This is a genomic window from Flavobacterium sp. CG_9.1 (genome assembly GCF_015751645.1).
Classification (GTDB): domain Bacteria; phylum Bacteroidota; class Bacteroidia; order Flavobacteriales; family Flavobacteriaceae; genus Flavobacterium; species Flavobacterium xanthum.
Genome location: NZ_JADOVC010000001.1, coordinates 31,830 through 55,050, shown reverse-complemented (window position 1 = coordinate 55,050; position 23,221 = coordinate 31,830). Strand labels below are relative to the sequence as shown.

Annotated in this window: 21 protein-coding genes; 8 read left to right on the top strand and 13 right to left on the bottom strand. The window is 34.7% G+C overall.

Going from position 1 to position 23,221, the window contains the following annotated elements; all coding sequences use genetic code 11:
• Positions 1–12: 12 nt before the first annotated feature.
• The 6 genes from dgt to IWX83_RS00245 all read right to left on the bottom strand — a co-directional run bounded on the left by dgt (position 13) and on the right by IWX83_RS00245 (position 8,267).
• On the bottom strand, positions 13–1,356 hold the full coding sequence (dgt, locus tag IWX83_RS00270; RefSeq protein WP_066080676.1) for a dGTP triphosphohydrolase: 1,344 nt from the start codon (positions 1,354–1,356) through the stop codon (positions 13–15).
• 121 nt (positions 1,357–1,477) lie between these two features.
• Positions 1,478–1,945 carry an RDD family protein gene (locus IWX83_RS00265; RefSeq protein WP_196826858.1) on the bottom strand — a complete coding sequence of 156 codons (468 nt, stop codon included), beginning with the start codon at positions 1,943–1,945 and terminating at the stop codon, positions 1,478–1,480.
• Positions 1,946–2,873: 928 nt separating this feature from the next.
• Entirely contained in the window at positions 2,874–5,288 is a 2,415-nt protein-coding gene (locus IWX83_RS00260) for a ribonucleoside-diphosphate reductase subunit alpha (RefSeq protein WP_196826856.1), read from the bottom strand.
• A 273-nt stretch (positions 5,289–5,561) separates the two neighbouring features.
• Positions 5,562–6,539 carry a ribonucleotide-diphosphate reductase subunit beta gene (locus IWX83_RS00255; RefSeq protein ID WP_066080813.1) on the bottom strand — a complete coding sequence of 326 codons (978 nt, stop codon included), beginning with the start codon at positions 6,537–6,539 and terminating at the stop codon, positions 5,562–5,564.
• Positions 6,540–6,802: 263 nt separating this feature from the next.
• Complete coding sequence (locus tag IWX83_RS00250) at positions 6,803–7,369, bottom strand: DUF3109 family protein (RefSeq protein ID WP_196826854.1); 567 nt, start codon at positions 7,367–7,369, stop codon at positions 6,803–6,805.
• Between the two features lie 85 nt (positions 7,370–7,454).
• Positions 7,455–8,267: a hypothetical protein gene (locus IWX83_RS00245; RefSeq protein ID WP_196826852.1), complete on the bottom strand. Its 813-nt coding sequence runs from the start codon at positions 8,265–8,267 to the stop codon at positions 7,455–7,457.
• A gap of 190 nt (positions 8,268–8,457) precedes the next feature.
• Here IWX83_RS00245 and IWX83_RS00240 point away from each other — a divergent pair, with 190 nt between their 5' ends.
• From IWX83_RS00240 to IWX83_RS00230, 3 genes are all read left to right on the top strand, one after another.
• Positions 8,458–9,033, top strand: coding sequence for a MarC family protein (locus tag IWX83_RS00240; protein ID WP_231379743.1), 576 nt, complete (start codon positions 8,458–8,460; stop codon positions 9,031–9,033).
• 123 nt (positions 9,034–9,156) lie between these two features.
• Positions 9,157–9,357, top strand: coding sequence for a hypothetical protein (locus IWX83_RS00235; RefSeq protein ID WP_073352527.1), 201 nt, complete (start codon positions 9,157–9,159; stop codon positions 9,355–9,357).
• Between the two features lie 5 nt (positions 9,358–9,362).
• On the top strand, positions 9,363–9,968 hold the full coding sequence (locus IWX83_RS00230) for an FAD-dependent oxidoreductase (RefSeq protein ID WP_196826850.1): 606 nt from the start codon (positions 9,363–9,365) through the stop codon (positions 9,966–9,968).
• Positions 9,969–9,973: 5 nt separating this feature from the next.
• Here IWX83_RS00230 and IWX83_RS00225 read toward each other — a convergent pair whose 3' ends face one another.
• The 4 genes from IWX83_RS00225 to IWX83_RS00210 form a co-directional block, all read right to left on the bottom strand.
• Positions 9,974–10,156, bottom strand: coding sequence for a hypothetical protein (locus IWX83_RS00225; RefSeq protein ID WP_073352532.1), 183 nt, complete (start codon positions 10,154–10,156; stop codon positions 9,974–9,976).
• Positions 10,157–10,174: 18 nt separating this feature from the next.
• Positions 10,175–11,749 (bottom strand): S41 family peptidase, encoded by a 1,575-nt coding sequence (locus tag IWX83_RS00220; RefSeq protein WP_196826848.1) that lies wholly within the window; start codon positions 11,747–11,749, stop codon positions 10,175–10,177.
• 65 nt (positions 11,750–11,814) lie between these two features.
• Positions 11,815–12,246 carry a dCMP deaminase family protein gene (locus IWX83_RS00215; protein WP_066080703.1) on the bottom strand — a complete coding sequence of 144 codons (432 nt, stop codon included), beginning with the start codon at positions 12,244–12,246 and terminating at the stop codon, positions 11,815–11,817.
• A gap of 2 nt (positions 12,247–12,248) precedes the next feature.
• The gene (locus tag IWX83_RS00210) at positions 12,249–12,842 is read right to left on the bottom strand and encodes a HupE/UreJ family protein (protein WP_073352537.1); all 594 of its coding nucleotides are present in this window, start codon (positions 12,840–12,842) and stop codon (positions 12,249–12,251) included.
• 179 nt (positions 12,843–13,021) lie between these two features.
• Between IWX83_RS00210 and IWX83_RS00205 the strand changes: the two genes are divergently transcribed.
• The gene (locus IWX83_RS00205) at positions 13,022–13,453 is read left to right on the top strand and encodes a TerB family tellurite resistance protein (RefSeq protein ID WP_073352539.1); all 432 of its coding nucleotides are present in this window, start codon (positions 13,022–13,024) and stop codon (positions 13,451–13,453) included.
• Positions 13,454–13,501: 48 nt separating this feature from the next.
• Here IWX83_RS00205 and fbp read toward each other — a convergent pair whose 3' ends face one another.
• A complete protein-coding gene (gene fbp, locus IWX83_RS00200) occupies positions 13,502–14,521 on the bottom strand; it encodes a class 1 fructose-bisphosphatase (protein ID WP_073352540.1) in 1,020 nt (339 codons plus the stop codon).
• A gap of 250 nt (positions 14,522–14,771) precedes the next feature.
• Between fbp and IWX83_RS00195 the strand changes: the two genes are divergently transcribed.
• From IWX83_RS00195 to IWX83_RS00180, 4 genes are all read left to right on the top strand, one after another.
• Complete coding sequence (locus IWX83_RS00195; protein WP_073352543.1) at positions 14,772–15,281, top strand: GNAT family N-acetyltransferase; 510 nt, start codon at positions 14,772–14,774, stop codon at positions 15,279–15,281.
• Between the two features lie 60 nt (positions 15,282–15,341).
• Positions 15,342–16,598, top strand: a complete 1,257-nt coding sequence (locus IWX83_RS00190) for an aspartate kinase (RefSeq protein WP_196826846.1) — start codon at positions 15,342–15,344, stop codon at positions 16,596–16,598.
• A 187-nt stretch (positions 16,599–16,785) separates the two neighbouring features.
• Positions 16,786–20,217: a hypothetical protein gene (locus tag IWX83_RS00185; protein WP_196826844.1), complete on the top strand. Its 3,432-nt coding sequence runs from the start codon at positions 16,786–16,788 to the stop codon at positions 20,215–20,217.
• A 96-nt stretch (positions 20,218–20,313) separates the two neighbouring features.
• Complete coding sequence (locus tag IWX83_RS00180; RefSeq protein WP_196826842.1) at positions 20,314–21,381, top strand: glycosyltransferase; 1,068 nt, start codon at positions 20,314–20,316, stop codon at positions 21,379–21,381.
• Positions 21,382–21,448: 67 nt separating this feature from the next.
• Here IWX83_RS00180 and IWX83_RS00175 read toward each other — a convergent pair whose 3' ends face one another.
• Together IWX83_RS00175 and IWX83_RS00170 are read right to left on the bottom strand one after the other, a co-directional pair.
• The gene (locus tag IWX83_RS00175; RefSeq protein WP_196826840.1) at positions 21,449–22,510 is read right to left on the bottom strand and encodes a cell wall metabolism sensor histidine kinase WalK; all 1,062 of its coding nucleotides are present in this window, start codon (positions 22,508–22,510) and stop codon (positions 21,449–21,451) included.
• A complete protein-coding gene (locus IWX83_RS00170) occupies positions 22,511–23,194 on the bottom strand; it encodes a response regulator transcription factor (RefSeq protein ID WP_073352552.1) in 684 nt (227 codons plus the stop codon). It lies immediately after the preceding gene.
• Positions 23,195–23,221 lie beyond the last annotated feature (27 nt).

Here is a 23,221-nt window from a genome sequence, read left to right as displayed (position 1 = left end):
AACACACAATTGTTAATTTTTTACAGCCGTTATTGTTTTATAAAATAACAACGCATTACCATCGGTAAGCAAGGAAATAAAGTGGCAGATATGTAGTAATCGACCGTATAAATTTTCTTTTTCTAGGTGATGTTTCTCTGGTAATAGTTTTAAAATTAATGCATCATAATTAGAAGCATTTCCATTGAATTTATTATTGTAAGCGGTAATAAATTTATCCAATAACGTTTGAATAATCTGATAACCCACAATTTCTTTTTCAATTACTTCGCGGCTTTGGTAAATATTATCGACACTAATCTTAATTATATCATCCATCTGTGCCTTGTATTTACTTTTATCCATTATAGCAAAAGGGAATTTTCCATCTAAAATCAGCGTCTCATTTTCAACAAATACTTTGACGGCATCATTTATTAAACTTCCTATTGCTAAAGCGCGCAGATAACTAATTCTATCCTCTTTGGTTTCTAATGTTTTATATTTAGACGTATCAATACTATCCTTTACCAACTTTATCAGATATTCCAATGCAAAATCTTCGGAGACTAATCCAAGATTTATTCCATCTTCAAAATCTATAATTGTGTAGCAAATATCATCGGCTGCTTCAACTAAGTAAGCCAAAGGATGCCTTTCAAATCCAATATCGTTTCCTGATTTATTTGGAATCAAACCCATATCAGCAGCTACTTCCTGAAAAAAAGAGGTGTCAGTTTGAAAGAAGCCGTATTTTTTATCAGCAATATTTTTCGTTGGTTTTTTGGGCAGACTTTCTTTCGGATATTTCATAAAAGCTCCCAAGGTCGCGTAGGAGATTCGGAGTCCCCCTTCAATTCCTGGACGACTAGCCGTAAGCACTGAGAAACCATTGGCATTCCCTTCAAAATCTATTAAATCCTGCCATTCCTTCTCAGAAAGCTGGTCTTTGTATTGTTGTCCTCTCCCAATGGAAAAATATTCTCCTATGGCTTTTTCACCCGAATGACCAAAAGGAGGATTCCCGATATCGTGCGCCAGTGAGGCTGCTGCTACGATAGCCCCAAAATCATTCATGTGATAACCGTGAACTTCTTTGAGATGCGGATATTTTTCGATGATTTTCTTTCCCACTAATCGGCCTAAAGAACGGCCTACAACCGAAACCTCTAAACTATGAGTCAATCTGGTATGCACAAAGTCCGTTTTCGACAAAGGAATAACCTGCGTTTTATCCTGTAAACTTCTAAAAGCCGCTGAGAATATAATGCGATCATAATCGACTTCAAAGCCCAAACGGGTGTCGTCTTGTTCGATACGCAATCGCTTTCCTTTGTCTCCTTGTCGTCTTAGTGATAAAAGTTGTTCCCAGTTCATCTTTGATAGTTGTAATTTCTGAATTTTTAATGAGCGAATATAAAGAAAAAGATGCCAGTTGAAATAAAAAAAGCTGCCAAAAATGACAGCTATTCCAATTGAAATTCGAAAATAATAATGATTACAACTTCATTTTTGATATAAATTCATGCTTATTTACAACATAAGTAACAGATAAAGTATCATGCCATCCTCTTGCGTTGTCTGATAAAAAAGAAAAGGCTTCAATAAGAACCATGCGCACTAGCGTTCGTATGACAATACTTTTTACGTTTGGCTTACTGCCATTATGCTTAACTACCATTGTTTTGGTAAAATATTTACCAAACGTCCTAGAGAAATACAGCTCCATAATTAAATAATAAAAAAATAGTACTACGAGCATAAACAATATGTTTTCAATTAGCGTTAAAGAAATAATCCATTCCGCTAGACTATAATTTTCTGTCAATTCTCCAATAATGTTTACAGCTGCTCCTATGCCAACTGTGAACATATAAACTACCAATAGATCAATAATAAAATTTAAGAAGCGCTGGCCTTTAGAAGCTAATAAATCATCTGTTATAGTAAATTCTTTAGTTTCCATTTTTAGGTTTTTAGTTTAGAAAATAACAGTTTTGGTTTTACTGCTTTCTCAAATATAGTCAATTTTTACTGCTTTACCGTGGTGAATAGCTGCTATTTGTAAAGAGCCAAAAGTGAAAATTTGATTGCTTTTAAAAATAATAGTAGCACTAATGCACTTTGGAGTCACTTCTCGAATGATTACTTTTCCGATAGTCTCGTTTTATGTAACATATCGAAATTAATCTGAGTTTTCCCAAAATCCATACTAGCTATGCTATTTTCAACCAATTAATTTTAAAAAGAGCCTTCATAGTAGTCCCGCTTGCTTTTACATCACGATCAATGTTTTTCTGCTGCATTCATCCAATGACTATCAGCCATAAAAACTAGGTTGAATTCGATGCAAAATGCAAATTAAAAATCCTTAACAACACTTGCTTGTTTAGAATTCACCACTAAATCATTGGTACAAGTAGCATAAAATAATCGAAAGATATTCGCACTCCATTTATTTGTATAATCAATTACTCTCATAATCATGTCCTTTGCTACTACAAATATATCCTTTACGGAGCCTTTTATATTTACACTATTTTAAGATTGATTTATGAAATTCTCACACGGGTAGTAGTTTTAAAGTACTTTTTTAGATAAAAAAGTTATTTTGAGTTTTGTATTGACCTGCGGGTTATGCTTATTTGTGGGCACAAGCGGGACACTTGCGCGAGCGGAGAATTAATATTTCAATAGATAATAATACTACTTATAAACGTAATTCCCTAGCCCTGATAGCAGTGGAAATCCTTTTACTTTTTTTCTTAAAAAATTAAAAGATTGCAACGGATAGCAGGAAACAGCTCCTTAAAAAAAAGCCATTCTCCTCATAAAAAAGGAAAACGGCTGTTTTTTAATAGTATAAAATCGCTTCGTTCTGGATTGGTATCAATTTAAGACCCACACATTTCGCATTCGTCTGGATCGGCATTTTTAGACAATTCAATCATGGCCTTGTATTCATCAGAAGTCATTTCTACTGCTTCTGCTACTGCAGGAACAGCGATTGATTGCTCTTTAATTTCAATTGGTTCTGCTTTTTTATCGTTATTCAATGTAAATTTAATGGCATCCACCGCAGCTTTTGTTCTTAAATAATACATTCCTGTTTTCAATCCAGATTGCCAAGCGTAGAAATGCATTGATGTCAATTTAGAATAATTGGCATTCTGCATGAATAAGTTCAATGATTGTGATTGATCTACAAAATAACCCCTTTGACGTGACATATCGATAATGTCTTTCATAGACATTTCCCAAACGGTTTTATACAATTCTTTCAAGTCTTGCGGAATGTTTAAGTCCTGAACAGAACCGTTATTTCGCATCAATTCTTGTTTCAAAGTTTCGTTCCACAAACCACGTTCTACTAAATCGTGCAATAAATGCTTGTTTACGACAATAAATTCTCCCGAAAGTACTCTTCTTGTATAGATGTTAGAAGTATAGGGTTCGAATGCTTCGTTGTTACCCAAAATTTGAGATGTTGAAGCAGTTGGCATTGGAGCTACTAACAATGAGTTACGAACGCCATGTTCCATTACTTCTTTTCTCAACGAAGCCCAATCCCAACGACCTGACAATTCCTCATCTTTCATTCCCCACATATTGTATTGGAATTCCCCTTGAGACATTGGCGATCCTTGAAAACTAGAGTACGGACCTTCTTCTTTAGCCATTTCCATAGAAGCGGTTACCGCAGCAAAATAAAGCGTTTCGAAAATTTCCTGGTTCAGTTTTTTAGCTTCATCACTAGTAAATGGCAAACGCAACATAATAAAGGCATCTGCTAATCCTTGCACTCCTAGACCTATTGGTCTGTGTCGTTTGTTAGAATTTTCCCCTTCTTTTACCGGATAATAATTTCTATCAATAACTTTATTTAAGTTTCTGGTCACACGTTTTGTAACGGTGTACAACAATTCGTGGTTGAATTTCTTGTCTTCTACAAACATGGGTAAGGAAAGGGAAGCCAAGTTACAAACTGCAATTTCGTCCTTAGACGTAAACTCCATAATCTCCGTACACAAATTCGATGAACGAATGGTTCCCAGATTTTTCTGATTTGATTTTCTGTTTGCTGCATCTTTGTACAACATGTAAGGTGTTCCAGTTTCAATTTGCGATTCTAGAATTTTTTCCCACAATTCATGCGCTTTAATGGTTTTTCTACCTTTACCGCGTTTCTCGTAATCAACGTACATTGCTTCAAATTCTTCACCATAAACGTCATACAATCCAGGACATTCATTTGGACACATCAAAGTCCAATAACTGTCTTCCTGTACCCGTTTCATAAATAAATCCGATGTCCACATCGCAAAGAATAAATCTCTAGCACGCATCTCTTCTTTTCCGGTATTCTTTTTTAAATCCAGAAATTCAAAAATATCCGCATGCCAAGTTTCGATGTAAATCGCAAAACTTCCTTTACGTTTTCCTCCTCCTTGATCTACGTATCTTGCCGTATCATTAAAAACACGCAACATAGGAACAATTCCGTTCGACGTTCCGTTGGTACCACGAATGTAAGATCCTGTGGCACGTACATTGTGAATAGACAAACCAATTCCACCTGCTGATTGCGAAATTTTGGCCGTTTGTTTCAACGTGTCATAAATCCCATCAATACTATCGTCCTGCATCGCCAAAAGGAAACAAGAAGACATTTGCGGTTTTGGCGTACCTGCGTTAAACAATGTTGGAGTAGCGTGTGTAAAGAATTTTTTCGACATCAAGTCGTACGTTTCAATCACTGACTTCAGATCGTCTAAGTGAATTCCAACTGAAACACGCATCAACATGTGTTGCGGACGCTCTACAATTTTACCGTTTATTTTTAGCAAATAAGAACGCTCTAGTGTTTTAAAACCAAAATAATCGTAGTTGAAATCTCTATTGTATATTACATGCGAATCTAAAAACTCCGCATTTTCCATGATCACTTTATGCACTTCTTCTGAAAGCAATGGAGCGTATTGCCCGTTTCTCGGATTTACATAGTTGAACATATCATTCATCGTTTCTGAGAATGATTTTTTAGTATTGGAATGCAAATTCGAAATCGCAATTCTCGCTGCCAATTGTGCATAATCAGGATGCGCAATCGTCATGGATGCTGCTGTTTCGGCTGCTAAATTATCTAATTCTGACGTAGAAACTCCATCATAAAGTCCTTCAATTACTCGCATTGCTACTTTCACAGCATCTACTAAATCATTTAAACCATAGCATAGTTTTTTAATTCTATCCGTGATTTTGTCAAACATTACAGGCTCTTTGTGACCGTCTCTTTTTACTACGTACATACTTTTTTTGTTTTTAAAAACAGAAAATCCCTTCGCTGTTTTTCGTTATTTGTTATTTGTTATTCATTACGAGGAACAAAGCAATCTCATTTATTGCATTGTTTACTCATTTTTTAGTGTTGATTTGAGGAAAAAGTTCAATTTCTTTTTTAGGAGCTAGTCCCGCTGTCATTCCAATCTTTTTATTTTATAGTCCTGCTACGCTGGGACTAAAAAATAAAAAGGATTTTCCCTTCCATCGGGGCTAAAAAAAATTTACTACAGATAAACTAATTAAAAATCAGCGTCAAAAGTTATTTTTTGAGCCTCGATATCTGTATTCATCACCCCCGCTTTTTGATATTCAGCTACTTTCTTTTCAAAGAAGTTTGTTTTCCCTTGAAGCGAAATCATATCCATAAAATCAAAAGGGTTTGTAGTATTGTATTCTCTGTCGCAACCCAATTCCACTAATAATCTATCCGCTACAAACTCTAAATACTGTGTCATTAATACCGCGTTCATCCCAATCAAACTCACTGGAAGTGATTCTGTAATAAATTCTCTTTCGATATTCAAAGCATCTACAATAATACTTCTAATCCTTTCTTTCGGTACTTTATTCACCAAGTGATGGTTGTGTAAATGCACGGCAAAATCACAGTGAACGCCTTCATCACGCGAAATCAATTCGTTCGAAAATGTCAATCCTGGCATTAATCCCCGTTTTTTCAACCAATAAATAGAACAAAATGCCCCTGAAAAGAAAATTCCTTCTACCGCAGCAAATGCAATCAATCTTTCGGCAAACGAATCCGATTCAATCCATTTCAAAGCCCAATCCGCTTTTTTCTTAATCGCCGGAAAAACTTCTAAGGCATTGAACAATTCATCTTTCTCTGCTTCATCTTTTACATAAGTGTCAATTAATAGAGAATACGTTTCGCTATGAATGTTTTCCATCATGATTTGAAAACCATAAAAGAATTTTGCTTCGGCATACTGTACTTCGTTTACGAAATTCTCCGCTAAATTTTCATTTACGATTCCATCAGATGCAGCAAAAAACGCAAGAATGTGCTTCACAAAATAACGCTCTTCATCAGAAAGCTTGTTATTCCAATCATTTAAATCCTGAGACAAATCTATTTCTTCAGCAGTCCAAAAACTGGCTTCCATCTTCTTATACCATTCCCATATATCATGATGTTTAATTGGAAAAATTACGAAACGGTTTTTATTTTCTTGTAAAATTGGTTCAACTTGCGTCATAATATGATAGTTTATTTTTTGAAATTTTAACGAAATTTTAATCATTTCGTGAGTTACAAAGATTGTGAAATATTGCCGAAATTAAAAGCCAAACTTATTCACAATCCTGTTTAGTTTTTAACAAATAGAAAAAGCAGGATAGTTTTCATACAAATTTTAAAACACTCAAAATGAGCGATTTAAAAAATTAAAACACCTATGAAGTACCGTAAAATATAGGATTTTTAAAATGCAATACTAAAGAAAAAGAGTTTTTTTGAAAATTATTTTTTCATGTCTGCAGCTACCTTTTCAAGCTCAGCATACCAGTCTTCACCAAACCTTCTAACTAAGGCTTCTTTGACAAATTTATATACTGGTACTTCGAGTTCTTGACCTAAAGAACACGCTGGATCACAAATATCCCATTTGTCATAGTTAACGGCAGCAAACTCGGTAAAATCTTTTACACGAATGGGATACAAATGACAAGAAACTGGTTTTTTCCAATCAATAATACCTTGATTGTACGCTTGCTCAATACCACACAATGCGGTTTTACCATCAAAAATCACATAGGCGCAATCTTTGTTGTCAATTAAAGGCGTCTCAAGCTCTCCGTCGGTGCCTTTTACCCAAGTGCCCTGCGCTTCAATAGCAGCAATTCCTTGCTTTCGTAAAAACGGTTTGATCATTGGATATATGGATTCGAGGATTTGAGTTTCCTCCAGACTTAAAGGCGCTCCGGCGTCGCCGTCTACACAGCAAGCACCTTTACAAGCGGTTAAATTGCAAACAAAATCTTTTTCGAGTAAGTCTTCTGAGACGATGGTTTTTCCTAGTTGAAACATTTGACAAAGGTATTCAAAGAAATCCAAACAAGCACTTCAGCAAATCATAAATTCGCAAACAAAACCAGACAAATTACAGACCAAATTACAGAAATGTATAATCCGATTTAACAAATGAACTGGCTTTTTTATCTAAACTAATGCAGGTCATCGTTCTAATTTGACCTTGATTTTTTAAATCTTTCATGCTCGTAGTCATCATTAAAGGTTTATCTCCTGGTTTAAAATAACTTTTCAAAACAGCTGGATTTTTTTGCTTTTGCTGGGCGCTAAACAAATCCGAAAAACTCACTTCGGCTTCATTGGTATAGTAAAAAACCATGGTGAAATCTTTACTCGTAGCTTGAATTCCCTTACAATTATAACCTCTGATTATTTTATTGGGAAGTGTTTTATATGAAAATGCTTCGTTTTCCTTTTCATTCTCTTTCTCTATCTTGCCAGAATAATCAGGTATTTTGCTTGCTATAGCAACCTTTTTACTTTCTTGCTTAAAAGTGGTAATGATCAACTTGTTTTTATTATCAATAAGCACAAACATTTCTTGAGAATCTCTCATTTTAAAACCAAAATATTCCGCATTAGGTTCCAAAAAATAATCTACAATCATCGCTTTTTCACTTCCACTTTGAATTTCTAAGGAATACTGCCAACTGAACGCATAGGAATTTGGAACTAATGCGGCTTCCACTTTATTTTTACCATAAGCCATCACCATGGCGTCAGCATTCAAAATGGTGTCTAAGGATTTTTCCGCTTCTTCTTGTACTTTATCCGCTGCTTTCTGTGCAAGTTTGTCTTCTACTTTTCTTTGCAATTTTTTTAAAATTTGGGCTTCTACTCCATCGCAAAAAAGCACTAAAAATACGATACTACAAACCCCAACTATCTTTTTCATAATACTACCTTTTTAAAATAAACACAAATTTAAAAATTGATTTTCAGATAGTTACGTTTTTTATTAAAAAATAGGACATGAAAAAGGAGGCTTTTTTTACAGCAAAAATACCCCTTCCATAAATTAAAATTTTACCTAGCCTCTAACCAAACAAAATTCAATACTTTTGCATTTAAGAGAAATAGAAATTATGGAATTAGATATTAGAGAAATAATCACAGTAGGAATGGTGCTTTTTGCAGTAATTGACATCGTGGGATCGATCCCAATTATTGTTGATTTAAGGGCAAAACACGGTCATATTGAATCTGAAAAAGCCGCTATTGTTGCTGCGGTCATCATGATTGTTTTTCTTTTTGCCGGAGAGGAGCTTTTAAAATTAATTGGAATTGATGTGAACTCTTTTGCAGTGGCAGGTTCTTTTGTGTTGTTTTTTCTGGCGTTAGAAATGATTTTAGGAATACGGATTTATCGTGATGAAGAAGCAAGCTCAGCCTCCATTGTGCCTTTGGCATTTCCACTGATTGCAGGAGCTGGAACCATGACTACTTTACTTTCCTTGCGTTCTCAATTTTACACAATTAATATTGTGATTGCCATAATCTTGAATATTATTTTGGTTTACATTGTTTTAAAATCATCCTCAAAAATCGAAAAAATGCTAGGAGAGAATGGACTTGGAGTCATAAGAAAGACTTTTGGTGTAGTACTTCTGGCTATTGCTGTTAAATTATTCGCTGCGAATGTTAAAGGTTTGTTTGTCTAAAATATATTTTCCTAAATTTACCCCATAATGTTACACTTTAAAAACAATTAGATTTTAGGGAGTTTTATTTCAGTGTAAAAACCCAACAATCTGTTTCTTTAAAAACAAAAACGATACCGTATTATGAAAATTTTCACTAACATCTTGGTGTTTTTAGCAGTTGCTCTAATCCTATTTAATGTTACTTTGTTGGATTTTAGAAATCCATTTCAAGGAGAGAGTGCTGTTGCTTTTATTGGAATCGCAGCTTCTTTTTGCGCTGTAATGATTTTGTTGATCTTTAGAATATCCAAAAGAATCGAAGAAAAAACCAATGAAAAGTAATCATTGTGTTTGATGTTTTAATTATTGGAGGCGGGGTTTCAGGCATGTCATGCGCCCTGGTTTTGGGTTCCGCAAAAAACAAACCTTTTGTAGCTACTAAAAAAATTGGTGTTTTTACCCATCAAAAAACAGCTTCTCTTCAAGAAGCTTTATTCAATAACGCATACGGAATTCCTGCTGGAACACTAGGATCTGATTTGCTGAAAACAAGCACTAAACAGCTGTCTGAATCCTATCCACACGTGATACAAATTCCTAATGAAAAAGTCCTTGCAATTGAAGGTGAATTTCCGGAATTTAGCATTACCACAAATAAAACCACTTATAAAACTAGAACGATCGTAATTGGAGTTGGTGCCGCAAATACTTTTTCTATACAAGGTTTGTTGCAGTATGTTGAACCTCACGGAAAATCTCTTCCAGAAAAACAAAGGATACAGTTGAAAAATAAAGATCACAAAGTCGCTGAAGGGATTTATGTAACTGGAACTTTAGCAGGCTGGAGAAGCCAATTGTCTATCGCAGCAGGCAGTGGAGCAGCGGTTGCAACAGACATTCTTACGTTGTGGAACAACGGTGTGCAAACGCATGTTCACGATAGTATTCGATAGAAAAATTAATCGTTCAGTTCTAAACTATTTATTATCTCAACAATAGTATCTTGATCCAGTTCAACTTTCTTTAAAATAGCTTTAATTCCTTCAACATCTTTCTTTTTTACACAAGTGTCAAAATCATTAGAAAGTCCTCCGACGTACAAGCGTTCATTTACAGTCATTCCAAAATAGATCCTTTTCATCAGTAGAACTATTCTATTTTATTTCTGCTTTAAAATTCTTTTTACCATGGCGTCTTCTGTCAAAACAATTTCATAATAATAGCTTTCACCATATAATTGTCGGGCAAACTCAGCCGTTAAATAGCGTTTAACCAACGATTTGCTTTTTCCAAAATTCAAATCTAATCCATTGCCAAAAATAAACTTCTGAAACGCGTTGAAATATACATCAGTACCCTTCATTTGAGTTTGAAACTGATCAAAAGATAAGCCTTTAAAAGCACCTCTATTTTTATCCAATTGCTCGAATACAAAATTACCCACGATTCCAGATTGCAGTAAATAGGCCGTACTTTCATTTCCATGTTCTACTTCAAGAGGAACAAAAACATCGGGTACAATACCGCCTCCGCCATATACTAATTTACCTTTTTTTGTCCTAAATTTTATTGTATCTGAGACTTTTATACTGTCTTTTTCAAATAATTCTCCATTTTCAAAACGCGCTTCTGATTCTTTAAAATAAGCTTCATTTCCCTTAGAATATGGTTTTTGAATCGAGCGACCTGTGGGTGTGTAATATCTTGCAATGGTCAAGCGGACTGCGGAACCATCCGCAAAATTCATTTCTCGCTGCACCAATCCTTTTCCAAATGAACGGCGTCCTACAATAGTTCCCCTGTCATTATCCTGAATCGCACCCGCTAGAATTTCACTAGCTGATGCACTATTTTCGTTGATTAAAATAAAGACATTCCCTTTCTCAAAATTCCCTTTCGCAGTTGCGAATGTTTTGTCAATAGTCCCATTTTTGCTTTTGGTAAAAACAATGAGTTGTTGGTTTGGTAATAGTTCATCAGCGATTGCTATAGCTTCTTCCATATAGCCTCCACCATTATCCCTAACATCAATAACTAATGTTTTCGCCCCCTGTGCTTTGAGTTTTCCTAAACCTATCATAAACTCGCTGTAGGTGGTTTCGGCAAATCTATTGATCTTTATATATCCTGTAGTTTTATTTAAAAGTAAAGCAACATCGACACTCTTTATAGGAATAACATCTCTTTTAATTCTTACTTTCAATTTTTTACGCTCTGATTTTCTGTAAATAGTAAGCTCAATATCAGAACCTACTGATCCTTTCAATTTAGCATACAAGCTATCAGTAGGCAATTTTCGACCAAATAATTTAGTTTTATCCGCATACAAAATTCGATCTCCGGATTGTATTCCTGCTTTTGCCGAAGGTCCGTCAGCTACTGGTTTTATTACTGCAACAGAATCTTTATACATGTAAAAATTCACGCCAATACCCACAAAATTACCTTTCATACTCTCTGCCACTTCCAGCTGTTCACTAGGTGGTATGTAAACGGAATGCGGATCAAGTTTTGCCAGAATATTATCGACCGTTAGATTTACAATAGAATCTGTATTGACATCATCAACATATTCGTTATCAATGAAATCAATGAGTTTATTGAGCTTGCTTTTCGAATTGTTTTTGACTAGGTAATCCGCTGTACTAGGAAAATTCAATACTCCACCTAATACAATGCCCAAGGCAAATGTGGAGAAAACAAGAATGGGTAAATATGTAGCTTTAAATTTCATTTGAAGATCCAATTAATTTTTAATGAAAGACAGCCATGTCTCTCTTTATAGAACTTACTTTCTCTTTATTCTTCTAATACTGGAATGTGCTCTACCTCAACTCCCGCTTTTATCAAGAACTGAATTCCGGAATCATCCCGATATCCGTTATGATACACTACTCTTCTTATTCCGGATTGGTGAATCAATTTACTACATTCCTTGCAAGGTGAAAGCGTAATATATAAGGTAGCTCCTTCACAGGATTGTGTAGAACGGGCTACTTTTAATATTGCATTTGCCTCGGCGTGTAAAACATCCCAACGGGTTAATCCTTCTTGATCCTCACAACAATTTTCAAAACCAGTAGGGGTTCCGTTATAACCATCAGAAATAATCATACGATCACGCACAATAATTGCGCCAACTTGTTTGCGTTTACAATAAGATAGAAGACTCCATTCCTTAGCTATTCTGAGGTAGGCTTTATCGTATTTATTTAATTTTTTTTCGTTCATTTCTATCTCTTCCAGATTTCACTTTCCACAATCATTGGTATCACTATTCCTATTATAAACGCTGACATGACGAGAGTCCAATCGCGTTTCGAAAATCGAAAAACGGTTTGAACGATATACGACAGTATTAAAACGACAAAAACGACTACAATCTGAGCCGCCTCAATCCCTAAAGCAAATTCGCCTAAAGGCAACACTTTAGAGGTCGCGCTCCCTCCTAGAATTGATTTGAAGTAATTTGAAAACCCCAAACCATGAATTATCCCAAAGAAAAGCGTGATAAAAAACACTAGATTGATACTTTCTTTTTTATTGGTTTTTCCTGCCGTAAAAAGATTAAATAGCGCTGTTATTAAAATTGTTATTGGAATTAACAACTCGACAACGTTTACTTTTATAGCAATTATGCCAAAAACGGAGAGCAGCAACGCCATTGTATGACCAACAGTAAAAAGGGTTACCAAAAGAACCACGCGTTTCCAATCCTTGAAAGAGAATGGAACTGCAAGCGCTATTAAAAATAAAACATGATCATAAGCATGAATATCTAAAACGTGTTTTAATCCTATTTGAAAGTAAATCCAAAATTCTGACATCGGTAAAATATTAGGTTGATAAAGGGGTTGTAAACTTACGATTAATTTTGAAAAAGTATCCTTTGAATATTTAAATAAATAGAATTCTGAAGAGAACTTAGCAAAAGAAAAAAATTAAAAAAATTAAAATCAATAATTTAAAAATAGATTTATCTTTGTAGGATATAAAACCAATAATTATGTCATTTTCAGATTTATTTGATAGCGAATTTAAGCAAAGAAATAGAGGCCATTTTTCATCAATTGTCCGTGTAGCACTTACTGACGAGAAGTTTTCTCCAGAGGAAAAAGCATTTTTAGACAAACTGGCAGTTCGATTAGAAATTTCTCCAGCAGAATATGAGGAAATCCTTGAAAATCCTTTAAAATATCCAATCAACCCTCCCTATTTGTACGAGCAAAGAATAGAGCGTTTGTATGATTTAGCACGAATTGTTCATGTTGATCATCATTTAGGTGACAAACAGGAGTTACTCCTTAGAAAAATTGGTGTAGGTATAGGATTTAATGCTGACAACATACAGTACATTGTAGATAAAGCTCTTAAATTAGTAGATAAAGAAGTAGATTTAGATACTTTTATTTTTGAAATGCAAAGCATGAATAAATAGTAAAAGTGATAAAAAAAAGCTTCCGCCATGGCGGAAGCTTTTTGCTTTTTAGTATTTGCTTAGTTTTGCTTTATGCATAAATTCTTCCGCTTTTTCTACCATATTATAGCTTCCACAGAAAAAAGGTACCCGTTGATGCAGTTCTGTTGGTTCAATTTCCATTATTCTATCAAATCCATCTGATGCTTTCCCACCTGCTTGCTCCACGATAAAGGCTAACGGATTACATTCATACAAAAGTCTTAATTTCCCCTTTGGTGCTTTAGAACTTGTTGGATATAAATAAATCCCTCCTTTGATCATATTTCGATGAAAATCAGAAACTAAACTACCAATGTATCGAGAAGTATAAGGTCTGTCCCCTTCTTCAAGTTGACAATATTTGATATAATCTTTAACTCCTTGTGGAAAATGAACATAATTCCCCTCGTTGATTGAATAAATATGTCCGTCTGTTGGGAAATGCATTTTTGGATGCGACAAATAAAAGGTTCCAATAGCTGGATTCAGCGTAAATCCATTGACTCCATGTCCTGTGGTGTAAACTAACATCGTTGAAGTCCCGTAAATCACATATCCTGCAGCTACTTGATTGATTCCCGGTTGTAAAAAATCTTCCATTGTCACCGGAGTACCTATTGGAGTGATTCTCCTATACACTGAAAATATTGTTCCGACAGAAACATTTACATCAATGTTAGATGACCCATCAAGTGGATCCATTAACACGACGTATTTGTTATTATGACTGTTATCACTTCCTTCTACAGTGATAAAATCATCATTTTCTTCAGAAGCAATGCCACATACTATTTCCCGGTTGATTAACGTTTGGATAAAAACTTCGTTAGCGTAAACATCGAGTTTTTGCTGATCTTCGCCTTGAATATTTTGTTCCCCAGCTGCTCCAACAATATCTACCAGACCCGCTTTATTTACTTTGTAGTTCACCACTTTGGCAGCCAAACGGATGGAGTTAATGATTCGGGATAATTCGCCTGACGAATACTGAAAGGCATTTTGATTTTCAATTATAAATTCTCCTAGTGTTTTGTTGCGTTCTTCCATTACGAAATCGATGTAGTTAATTTGAAGTCACAAATATCGTTTTTTTTGTGAAAATGATTTGAATAATATGAACTTAGTTTATCACTATTGTATATTTGCTGAATAAAACATAAATTTAATATGTATCAGTGTAGTTTTATTGCATTTTCGAATCAATAAAATAAAATATTATGAAATCAACCTTTATAAAGTTGACCACGAACCATGCTGAAAACTGCGAATTTCTTAACATTACAAATACATACCACACATGAATATTAGAAAAGGTACTCCCAATGATATGGCGGCGGTTTTGGGTCTGATCCAAGAATTAGCTGTATTTGAAAAAGAACCAGATGCCGTTCTTGTAACTGTGGACGATTTAATTCGCGATGGTTTTGGCCCAGTTCCACTCTTTCATGTTTTTGTAGCAGAAATCGAAAATGACTCGAGCGCTAATCCAGAAGCAAAGCAAATAGTAGGTATTGCATTGTATTACTACCGCTTTTCAACTTGGAAAGGAAAAACAATACACTTAGAAGATTTAGTAGTTAAAGAAACAATGCGCGGCACCGGATTAGGCTATGCTCTATATTCTGAAATCATAAAACAAGGCAAGAAGGATCAGGTGCGGCGAGTAGAATGGAACGTGTTAGACTGGAATACTCCTGCAATTGAATTTTATGAGAAATCTGGAGCTAAGGTTCTTCGGGATTGGTACGTGGTACAAATGGATGAAGCAGGAATCAACAATTTTGTTGAAAATAAAATAAGAAAATAAATTTCTAAGCCTACTTGAAAGTTAGGTTAGAGAGTTCAAAATAATGGAATTTTTATTAGTATGAGAGTATTCAAATTTGGTGGCGCTTCCGTAAAAGATGCCGAAGGAATTAAAAACGTATATGACGTTCTTCAAAAAGTAGGTTATGAAGAAGTCCTACTCGTGGTTTCTGCTATGGGAAAAACGACGAATGCATTGGAACTGGTAATTAAAAATTATTTCGATAAATCGGCTGAGTTAAATTCATCGGTTCAGGAAGTAAAAAAATACCACAATCAAATTTTGTTGGATTTATTTGAAGACGATAAAAATCAAGTTTTTACAGCAGTAAACACCCAATTTGCTGATTTGGAATATTTCTTGGCCCATAATAAATCTCCAAATTATAATTTTGTTTACGACCAAATTGTTAGTTATGGCGAGTTAATTTCGACGACTATCCTAAGCCACTTTATGAATTTCATGGGCATTAAAACGCAATGGCTGGATGTTCGTAATTTTATAAAAACGGATGCCAATTACAGAGATGCCGAAGTAGATTGGGAATTAACACAAAAGAATATTGCCAAAAACGTAAAACGTAAAATACTGAATATTACACAAGGTTTCTTGGGTTCAGACGAGAATAATTTTACAACTACTTTAGGTCGGGAAGGATCTGATTATACTGCGGCAATTTTTGCCTATTGCTTGAATGCGGAAAGCGTAACCATCTGGAAAGATGTTCCTGGAGTAATGAATGCCGATCCAAGATATTTTGAAAATACAAGTCTATTAAATCAAATTTCGTACCGCGAAGCCATTGAATTAGCGTTCTATGGCGCAACTGTTATTCACCCAAAAACGTTACAGCCGCTACAAAAAAAGGAAATTCCTTTGTTTGTAAAGTCCTTTATAAATCCTTTATTAAAAGGAACTAGTGTATCTAAAGGCGTTGATTTAGAACCTTATTTACCTTGTTTTATTGTCAAAAGGAACCAACTTTTGATTTCGCTATCTTCTATAGATTTCTCCTTTATCATGGAAGAAAACATCAGCGAAATTTTTGCTTTGTTTCACCAATTTAAATTAAAGGTAAACTTAATCCAGAATTCAGCTATTAGTTTCTCTGTCTGTGTTGAGGATAAATTCGACAATTTCAAAACACTAAATGCCATTTTATCTAAAAAATTCAAAGTAGAATACAATGAAAATGTGACGTTATACACGATTAGGCATTTCAATGATTCAGCATCACAAACAGTAGAGAAAGACAAAGTGGTTTTGCTGAAGCAAGTCAGTCGGGAAACCATGCAAGTCGTGACCAAAGAGGTTTAAACATGCGGTACCACTTTTAATAACGGGCATCAAAATAAAATTTTGATGTCCGTTATTTTTTTAAGTCCAAAAAAAGACCCGAAAAAGGGATTTTATGACTTCATTAAAATCCAAATTTTCAGAGAAATACATATTCTGATTATCAAATTATAAATACTACTTTTGATACTTTCGAGTTATAGTATTTATGTTGAAAAAATTACTTTTTTGGATTCTAATCAGTTGTTTTTCTGGGCTTCACGCACAGCAAGCCAATTCGTTGTACAAAACCAAAAAAATCTTTCCTAAACGCGACACCATTCACATTGAAAATGAAAGTATTAATTCTAGTTTTTTCAAATTGCTTGACGCCAATGGCAAACGCATTGACAGTACTTTATTTATAGTAAATTTTGCTAAAGGAACTTTACTTTTAAAAGAAAACAGCATTTTCAACTCGGATTCCCTCACCTTACAGTATTTAAAATTTCCGGAGTTATTGACTAAAGAATACCGAATATACGAACCCAGCAAAGTGGTGAGTAATGAAGCTGGATTAGGCGATTTATATGTTATAGACAACAAAAACACGAAAAAGAATATTCCTTTTGACGGATTGAATACTTCGGGGAGTATTACACGAGGTGTGACTGTAGGAAACAATCAAAATGCTGTTTTGAACTCTAATCTGGATTTGCAAATCACAGGAAAAATTTCAGAAAAAGTGAGTTTGAGAGCCTCAATCCAAGACAGCAATATTCCGCTGCAAGACGGAGGCTACTCTCAAAAATTAGATCAGTTTGACAATATTTTTATGGAATTATTCAGCGACGAATGGAACATACGTGCTGGTGATATTTTTCTAGAAAATAATAAAACGCAATTCCTAAATTTCAATAAAAAAGTCCAAGGCTTAGCCACAAACTTCAACTTTGGAACCGCAGCAAATAAAACGAATGTGTTTGCATCAGCAGCATTAGTACGCGGACAATATGCCAAAAGTAATATTGTAGGACAGGAAGGCAATCAAGGTCCGTACAAATTAAAAGGACAAAATGGCGAATTGTACGTTTTAGTCGTTTCCGGTTCAGAGCGGGTTTTTGTCAACGGAATTTTATTAAAAAGAGGTGAAAACAATGACTACACCATAGATTACAATGCCGGCGAAATAGTATTTACACCGCTTTTTACGATCACGTCAGAAATGCGAATTGCTATCGAATACCAATATTCCGACAGGAATTACACGCGTTTTGTAACCTATGCCGGTGCTACCCATGAAAACAAAAAATGGAGTTTTGGTGGCTATTTGTATTCAGAAAACGATTTAAAAAACCAACCATTACAACAAAACCTTTCTCCTGAACAAGCCCAAATATTAGTCAATGCCGGAGATAATTCTACTTTAATGACTGCGCCTTCTGCGTATTCCGACACGTACTCTGAAAATAAAGTGCTCTATCAAAAAACAATAAGCAATGCTACTGAAATTTTCGAATATTCAAATGACCCACAACAGGAATTATTTAATGTGCGTTTTACTCTTGTAGGCTCAAATAATGGAAATTACGTCCTGTCTAATGCAGCTACAATAACCCGAGTTTATGAATTCATTGCTCCTATAAACGGGATTCCTCAAGGAAATTACGAACCAATAATCCAACTGATTACACCCACGAAAGTACAAGTAGCAACGTTTTTAGGAAAATATAAACCTACTGAAAAAACAGCTGTTGACTTTGAAATTGGGATTAGCAACAATGATAAAAATTTATTTTCGGGTATTGACGATGCAAATAATAAAGGCTTAGCCGGAAAAATAAATGCCAAGCAACGCATTTTTTCTAAGAGATGGCAAATGGATGCTTTCGCTAATTATCAATTTATCCAGAGCGAATTTAGGTCCGTGGAACGAATTTACAACATAGAATTTGATCGGGATTGGAACTTAGGAACAACTGCCATTGGAAATCAAAGTTTACTCGTTACCGGATTGCAATTGGATTTAAATCCAAAACCAAAATCTACGGACAAAGGACTGCTTGTCTATCAGTTTGAAAAACTAGATTTTTCTGAAAATTTTTCGAGTAGTAGGCACGTTTTAAATGGATTATTTCAAGTGAAAAATTGGACCTTTCAAAATCAAGGAAGCTATCTTAAAAGTGACGCTAGCCTTTTAGCATCCCAATTTTTAAGAAACCAGTCTCAACTGCGATTTCATTTTGATAAAAACTGGGTTGGATCCACTTTGCGATTAGAGAATAATCAAGAAAAAGATAAAACAACAAATCAATTTTCGGCCTTGAGCCAAAAATTCACAGAGTATGGTCTGTACGCTGGACGTGGCGATAGTACCAAGGTTTTTTTGGAATTGGGCTATCTTAGAAGGACCAATGACAGCTTACAGAATGGCTTAATTCAGCGTGTAAATTCCTCACATACGCTATTGCTAAAATCCAAATTGATTCAAACTAATAAAAGTGATTTATCCATTTATGCCAATTATAGAGTTTTGGCTTTTGTAGATGCAACACGAAAAAAAGAACCTACACTAAACTCCAGAATAGTGTACACGGATCGTTTTTTCAATCAATTAATACAAAGCACAACGGTTTATGAAACGAATTCAGGAAGCATTCCGCAACAAGAATTTACGTATCTGGAAGTTTCCGCGGGACAAGGCGTTTATACTTGGAATGATTATAACGGCAATAGGATTCAGGAGTTACAGGAGTTTGAAATTGCGCCGTTTATCGATCAGGCAAAATTCATTCGCGTATTTTTACCCAATAGGATTTATATAAAAACACATCAAAATAAGTTCTCACAATCCCTAACCTTAAATCCAAATCAATGGCAAAACGAAAAAGGATTGAAAAAGTTACTCTCCTATCTTTATAATCAGACAGCCTTTATAATCGACAGAAAAAATAGAAATGAAGGTGCTAATTTTGAATTAAATCCCTTTAGTGGATCTGAGGAGAACGTGTTGGGATTAAACTCGAGTTTACGAAACAGTTTGTTTTACAACCGAGGGAAGCAAAAACACTCGACAACTTATTCCTACTTCGCAAACAAAACTAAAAACTTATTATCCATCGGTTCGCAAGAAGCCGCAAACAATTCGCATCAATTGCAGTACAATCATTTGTATCAAAAAAGCTGGCTTTTTGGTTTTTTTGCTAAAACCATTCACACCACAATTCAATCGGAGAATTTCCCCGAGAAAAACTTTGATATCAACGGCTATCAATTGGCTCCAAAAATCAGTTATTTGTTTTCCAAAAGTACCAGTTGGGATCTTTTTTATGAACTGCAAAGAAAAGAAAATCAGATTGGCGTGTCAGAAACACTGTTGCAAAACCGTTTTGGAACTGCTTTTTCGTATGCAGGAACTAAAAAATTCACAATGAACGGGGAGGTTTCTTTTTACCAAAATAAATTTGAAGGAAATGAATTCTCTGCTGTTGGATTTCAAATGCTAGAGGGATTACAAACGGGACAAAACTTGACATGGAGATTGCTTTTACAAAAAAACATTACACAATTTTTAGATATAAATTTTAATTACCAAGGTCGAAAAAGTGAAACAAGCCAAGCCATTCACACCGGAAACGTTCAACTTAGAGCTTACTTTTAGTAGCGTAACTTAATGGTTTGATAATACCTTAGCAATATATAAAACGGGTTCATTGTCTAACTTTAAAATAAAAAACAGCAACCCTATCAATCGCAAATGGATTTAAGAACAAACCAAAAAACCATACTAATTGCACCATTAAATTGGGGATTAGGTCACGCTACCCGATGTATTCCTATCATTAAGGCGTTGTTAGAAAATAATTATACGCCCATAATTGCATCTGACGGAATTGCATTAGCATTACTAAAAAAAGAATTTCCTAACGTACTAGCCTTAGAACTTCCCTCCTACCAGATAGAATATGCTAAAAATGGCAAAAATTTTAAATGGAAGTTATTTATAAACGGTTCGAAAACCATTAAAGCCATTCGAAAAGAAAAAATAATAGTTGAAAATTGGATTACTAAATATGGCATTAACGGCATTATTTCAGACAATAGATTAGGCATTTTCAGCAAGAAAGTGCCATCCGTTTACATAACGCACCAATTGAATGTAATGACAGGAAACACTACGTGGTTAACGAGTAAAATACATCAATATGTTATAAAAAAATACGCGGAATGCTGGGTTCCAGACCTTGCAGGTTCGCAAAATTTAAGTGGAGAATTAGGTCATGTTGACCATTTAAACCTCCCTATAAGATACATAGGTCCATTAAGCCGATTGCAAAAGAAACTCATCGCAAAAAAATACGACTTATTGATTATTCTTTCAGGACCGGAACCACAACGGGGTATATTGGAAAAATATCTAAAAAAAGAAATCCTCCAATTCAAAGGAACAGTAATTTTCATTGAAGGAAATATAGAATCGGAGCAGAAAATTGTTGTAAAAGAAAATGTAGCTTATTACAACTTCATGAATTCAACAGAACTGGAACAAGCTTTTAACGAAAGTGAAATGGTTTTATGCCGCTCTGGTTACACTACTATAATGGATCTTGTACAGCTGAGAAAAAAAGCTTTTTTCATCCCCACTCCTGGACAATACGAACAAGAGTATCTAGCCAAAAAATTAAAGAAAGAAGGCTTGGTTCCTTATGCTAATCAAGATGATTTTAAAATGGAGGATATTCAAGAAATCCAAGAATATAAAGGATTGCCTCGATTGCATACAACTATTGAATGGCCTGTTTTATTTCAAGTTTTTGAAAAATAACTAACTGTTTTAAAACAAAAAAACCGATTCGTCTGAAACGGTTTTCCAAAATACAAAACAGGTAACGCTAGTTTATTTTTTTGATGTCTTTTGCTTTTTCAAGCGTAAAAGAAAATTCAGATCCAACGCCAAAGGTGCTGTCAATATAAATTTTTTCATCGTGTGCCTCAATAATGTGCTTTACGATGGACAGCCCCAATCCAGAGCCACCTTCTGTTCTTGCGCCGCTTTTATCAACGCGGTAAAAACGTTCAAAAAGTCTTGGAATATTTTTTTTCTCTATTCCTTCACCGTTATCGGTTACTCTAATGATCACTTTTTGATCCGTTAAATCTTCGATACTTACCTCAGTTGATCCTTTTTCTTTTCCGTATTTAATCGAATTTACAATCAGATTCATGACTGCTTGCTGGATTTTTTCTTGATCGCCGACCACGATCACTGGCTTATTGTATTTCATATCAAACATCAATAGGATATCTTTTTTGGAAGCTTTCATTTCCAACAAATCAAAAACATTTTGAATTAGTTTAACAATATCAAACTCGGCGATTTCTAAATTCAGTTCTCCAATTTCAAGTTTAGAAATCATATCTAAATCCTGTACAATGTAGATGAGTCTTTCCACCCCTTTTTCAGCGCGTTCTAAGTATTTTTTACGAATTGTTTTATCGTTCATCGCCCCATCAAGTAAGGTTGACAAATAACCTTGAACCATAAAAAGAGGTGTTTTGAGTTCGTGAGAAACGTTCCCAAGAAACTCTCGTCTATATTCTTCCCTAACTTTTAAGGTTTCTATTTCCAGTTTTTTATCGGTGGCAAATTTTTTGACTTCACGTGTAAGTGTCGCCATATCGGTTGTTATCGGTTGATTTCTAAAAGTACTAGACTCTAGTAAAGAAACATCATCGTATATTTTTTTTACCTTTTTATAAATGAACCGTTCCACCCGATATTGAATAACGATAAAAGAGAATGTTGCTATAGCGAATGCAAAAATCAAGCTAAAGCGATACGAAAAGGTGAAAAACAAATAGGTCAGAAAACTAACCAATCCTGTAGAAAAAAGAGTAATGTATAGTGCCGACTTCACGGCAAAGCGGTATGTTTTTTTAAAATTTATTGTCATTTATACTTCAAACTTGTATCCAACTCCTTTTATTGTCTTGAATAATTCTTCACCAATTTTTTCTCTCAATTTTCTGATATGTACATCAATCGTTCTTCCACCAACAACGACTTCGTTACCCCAAACTTTATCTAAAATTTCATCTCGTTTGAATACTTTTCCTGGTTTTGAAGCCAATAGATAGAACAGTTCAAATTCTTTTCTAGGCAATGCAATTTCGATATTGTCCTTAACAATTTTGTATTCCTCGCGATTAATTTCGATACCGCCTACATTCAGTGTTTCGCTATTTTGTTCTTTCTCTTTCAGACGACGCAACAAAGCTTTTACTTTGCTGACTAATAATTTAGGTTTGATTGGTTTTGTAATATAATCATCTGCACCGGCATCAAAACCAGCTACTTGAGAATAATCTTCACTTCTAGCCGTCAAGAAAGTGATAAGTACATTACTGAGCTCTGGAATTTTACGAATGTTCTCACAAGCCTCCATGCCATCCATTTCTGGCATCATGACATCCATTATAATAAGGTCTGGAATTTCCTTTTTGGCTTTGGCTATAGCTTCTTTACCATTTGCCGCTGTAATGATCTGATATCCTTCCTGAGAAAGGTTGTACCCTACAATTTCTAAAATATCCGGCTCATCGTCAACTAATAGAATCTTGGTGTTTTTTTTCTTCATAAAGCGTCAAAAATTTATTTTGCAATG

What these genes read in the sequence shown, in the direction of transcription:
- IWX83_RS00170 (WP_073352552.1), bottom strand. Translation starts at nt 23,194, where the DNA reads ATGAAGAAAAAAAACACCAAGATTCTATTAGTTGACGATGAGCCGGAT.
- IWX83_RS00175 (WP_196826840.1), bottom strand. Translation starts at nt 22,510, where the DNA reads ATGACAATAAATTTTAAAAAAACATACCGCTTTGCCGTGAAGTCGGCA.
- IWX83_RS00215 (WP_066080703.1), bottom strand. Translation starts at nt 12,246, where the DNA reads ATGAACGAAAAAAAATTAAATAAATACGATAAAGCCTACCTCAGAATA.
- IWX83_RS00235 (WP_073352527.1), top strand. Translation starts at nt 9,157, where the DNA reads ATGAAAATTTTCACTAACATCTTGGTGTTTTTAGCAGTTGCTCTAATC.
- IWX83_RS00265 (WP_196826858.1), bottom strand. Translation starts at nt 1,945, where the DNA reads ATGGAAACTAAAGAATTTACTATAACAGATGATTTATTAGCTTCTAAA.
- IWX83_RS00210 (WP_073352537.1), bottom strand. Translation starts at nt 12,842, where the DNA reads ATGTCAGAATTTTGGATTTACTTTCAAATAGGATTAAAACACGTTTTA.
- IWX83_RS00225 (WP_073352532.1), bottom strand. Translation starts at nt 10,156, where the DNA reads ATGAAAAGGATCTATTTTGGAATGACTGTAAATGAACGCTTGTACGTC.
- IWX83_RS00205 (WP_073352539.1), top strand. Translation starts at nt 13,022, where the DNA reads ATGTCATTTTCAGATTTATTTGATAGCGAATTTAAGCAAAGAAATAGA.
- IWX83_RS00260 (WP_196826856.1), bottom strand. Translation starts at nt 5,288, where the DNA reads ATGTACGTAGTAAAAAGAGACGGTCACAAAGAGCCTGTAATGTTTGAC.
- IWX83_RS00180 (WP_196826842.1), top strand. Translation starts at nt 20,314, where the DNA reads ATGGATTTAAGAACAAACCAAAAAACCATACTAATTGCACCATTAAAT.
- IWX83_RS00250 (WP_196826854.1), bottom strand. Translation starts at nt 7,369, where the DNA reads ATGTTTCAACTAGGAAAAACCATCGTCTCAGAAGACTTACTCGAAAAA.
- IWX83_RS00195 (WP_073352543.1), top strand. Translation starts at nt 14,772, where the DNA reads ATGAATATTAGAAAAGGTACTCCCAATGATATGGCGGCGGTTTTGGGT.
- IWX83_RS00185 (WP_196826844.1), top strand. Translation starts at nt 16,786, where the DNA reads ATGTTGAAAAAATTACTTTTTTGGATTCTAATCAGTTGTTTTTCTGGG.
- dgt (WP_066080676.1), bottom strand. Translation starts at nt 1,356, where the DNA reads ATGAACTGGGAACAACTTTTATCACTAAGACGACAAGGAGACAAAGGA.
- IWX83_RS00190 (WP_196826846.1), top strand. Translation starts at nt 15,342, where the DNA reads ATGAGAGTATTCAAATTTGGTGGCGCTTCCGTAAAAGATGCCGAAGGA.
- fbp (WP_073352540.1), bottom strand. Translation starts at nt 14,521, where the DNA reads ATGGAAGAACGCAACAAAACACTAGGAGAATTTATAATTGAAAATCAA.
- IWX83_RS00255 (WP_066080813.1), bottom strand. Translation starts at nt 6,539, where the DNA reads ATGACGCAAGTTGAACCAATTTTACAAGAAAATAAAAACCGTTTCGTA.
- IWX83_RS00245 (WP_196826852.1), bottom strand. Translation starts at nt 8,267, where the DNA reads ATGAAAAAGATAGTTGGGGTTTGTAGTATCGTATTTTTAGTGCTTTTT.
- IWX83_RS00240 (WP_231379743.1), top strand. Translation starts at nt 8,458, where the DNA reads ATGGAATTAGATATTAGAGAAATAATCACAGTAGGAATGGTGCTTTTT.
- IWX83_RS00220 (WP_196826848.1), bottom strand. Translation starts at nt 11,749, where the DNA reads ATGAAATTTAAAGCTACATATTTACCCATTCTTGTTTTCTCCACATTT.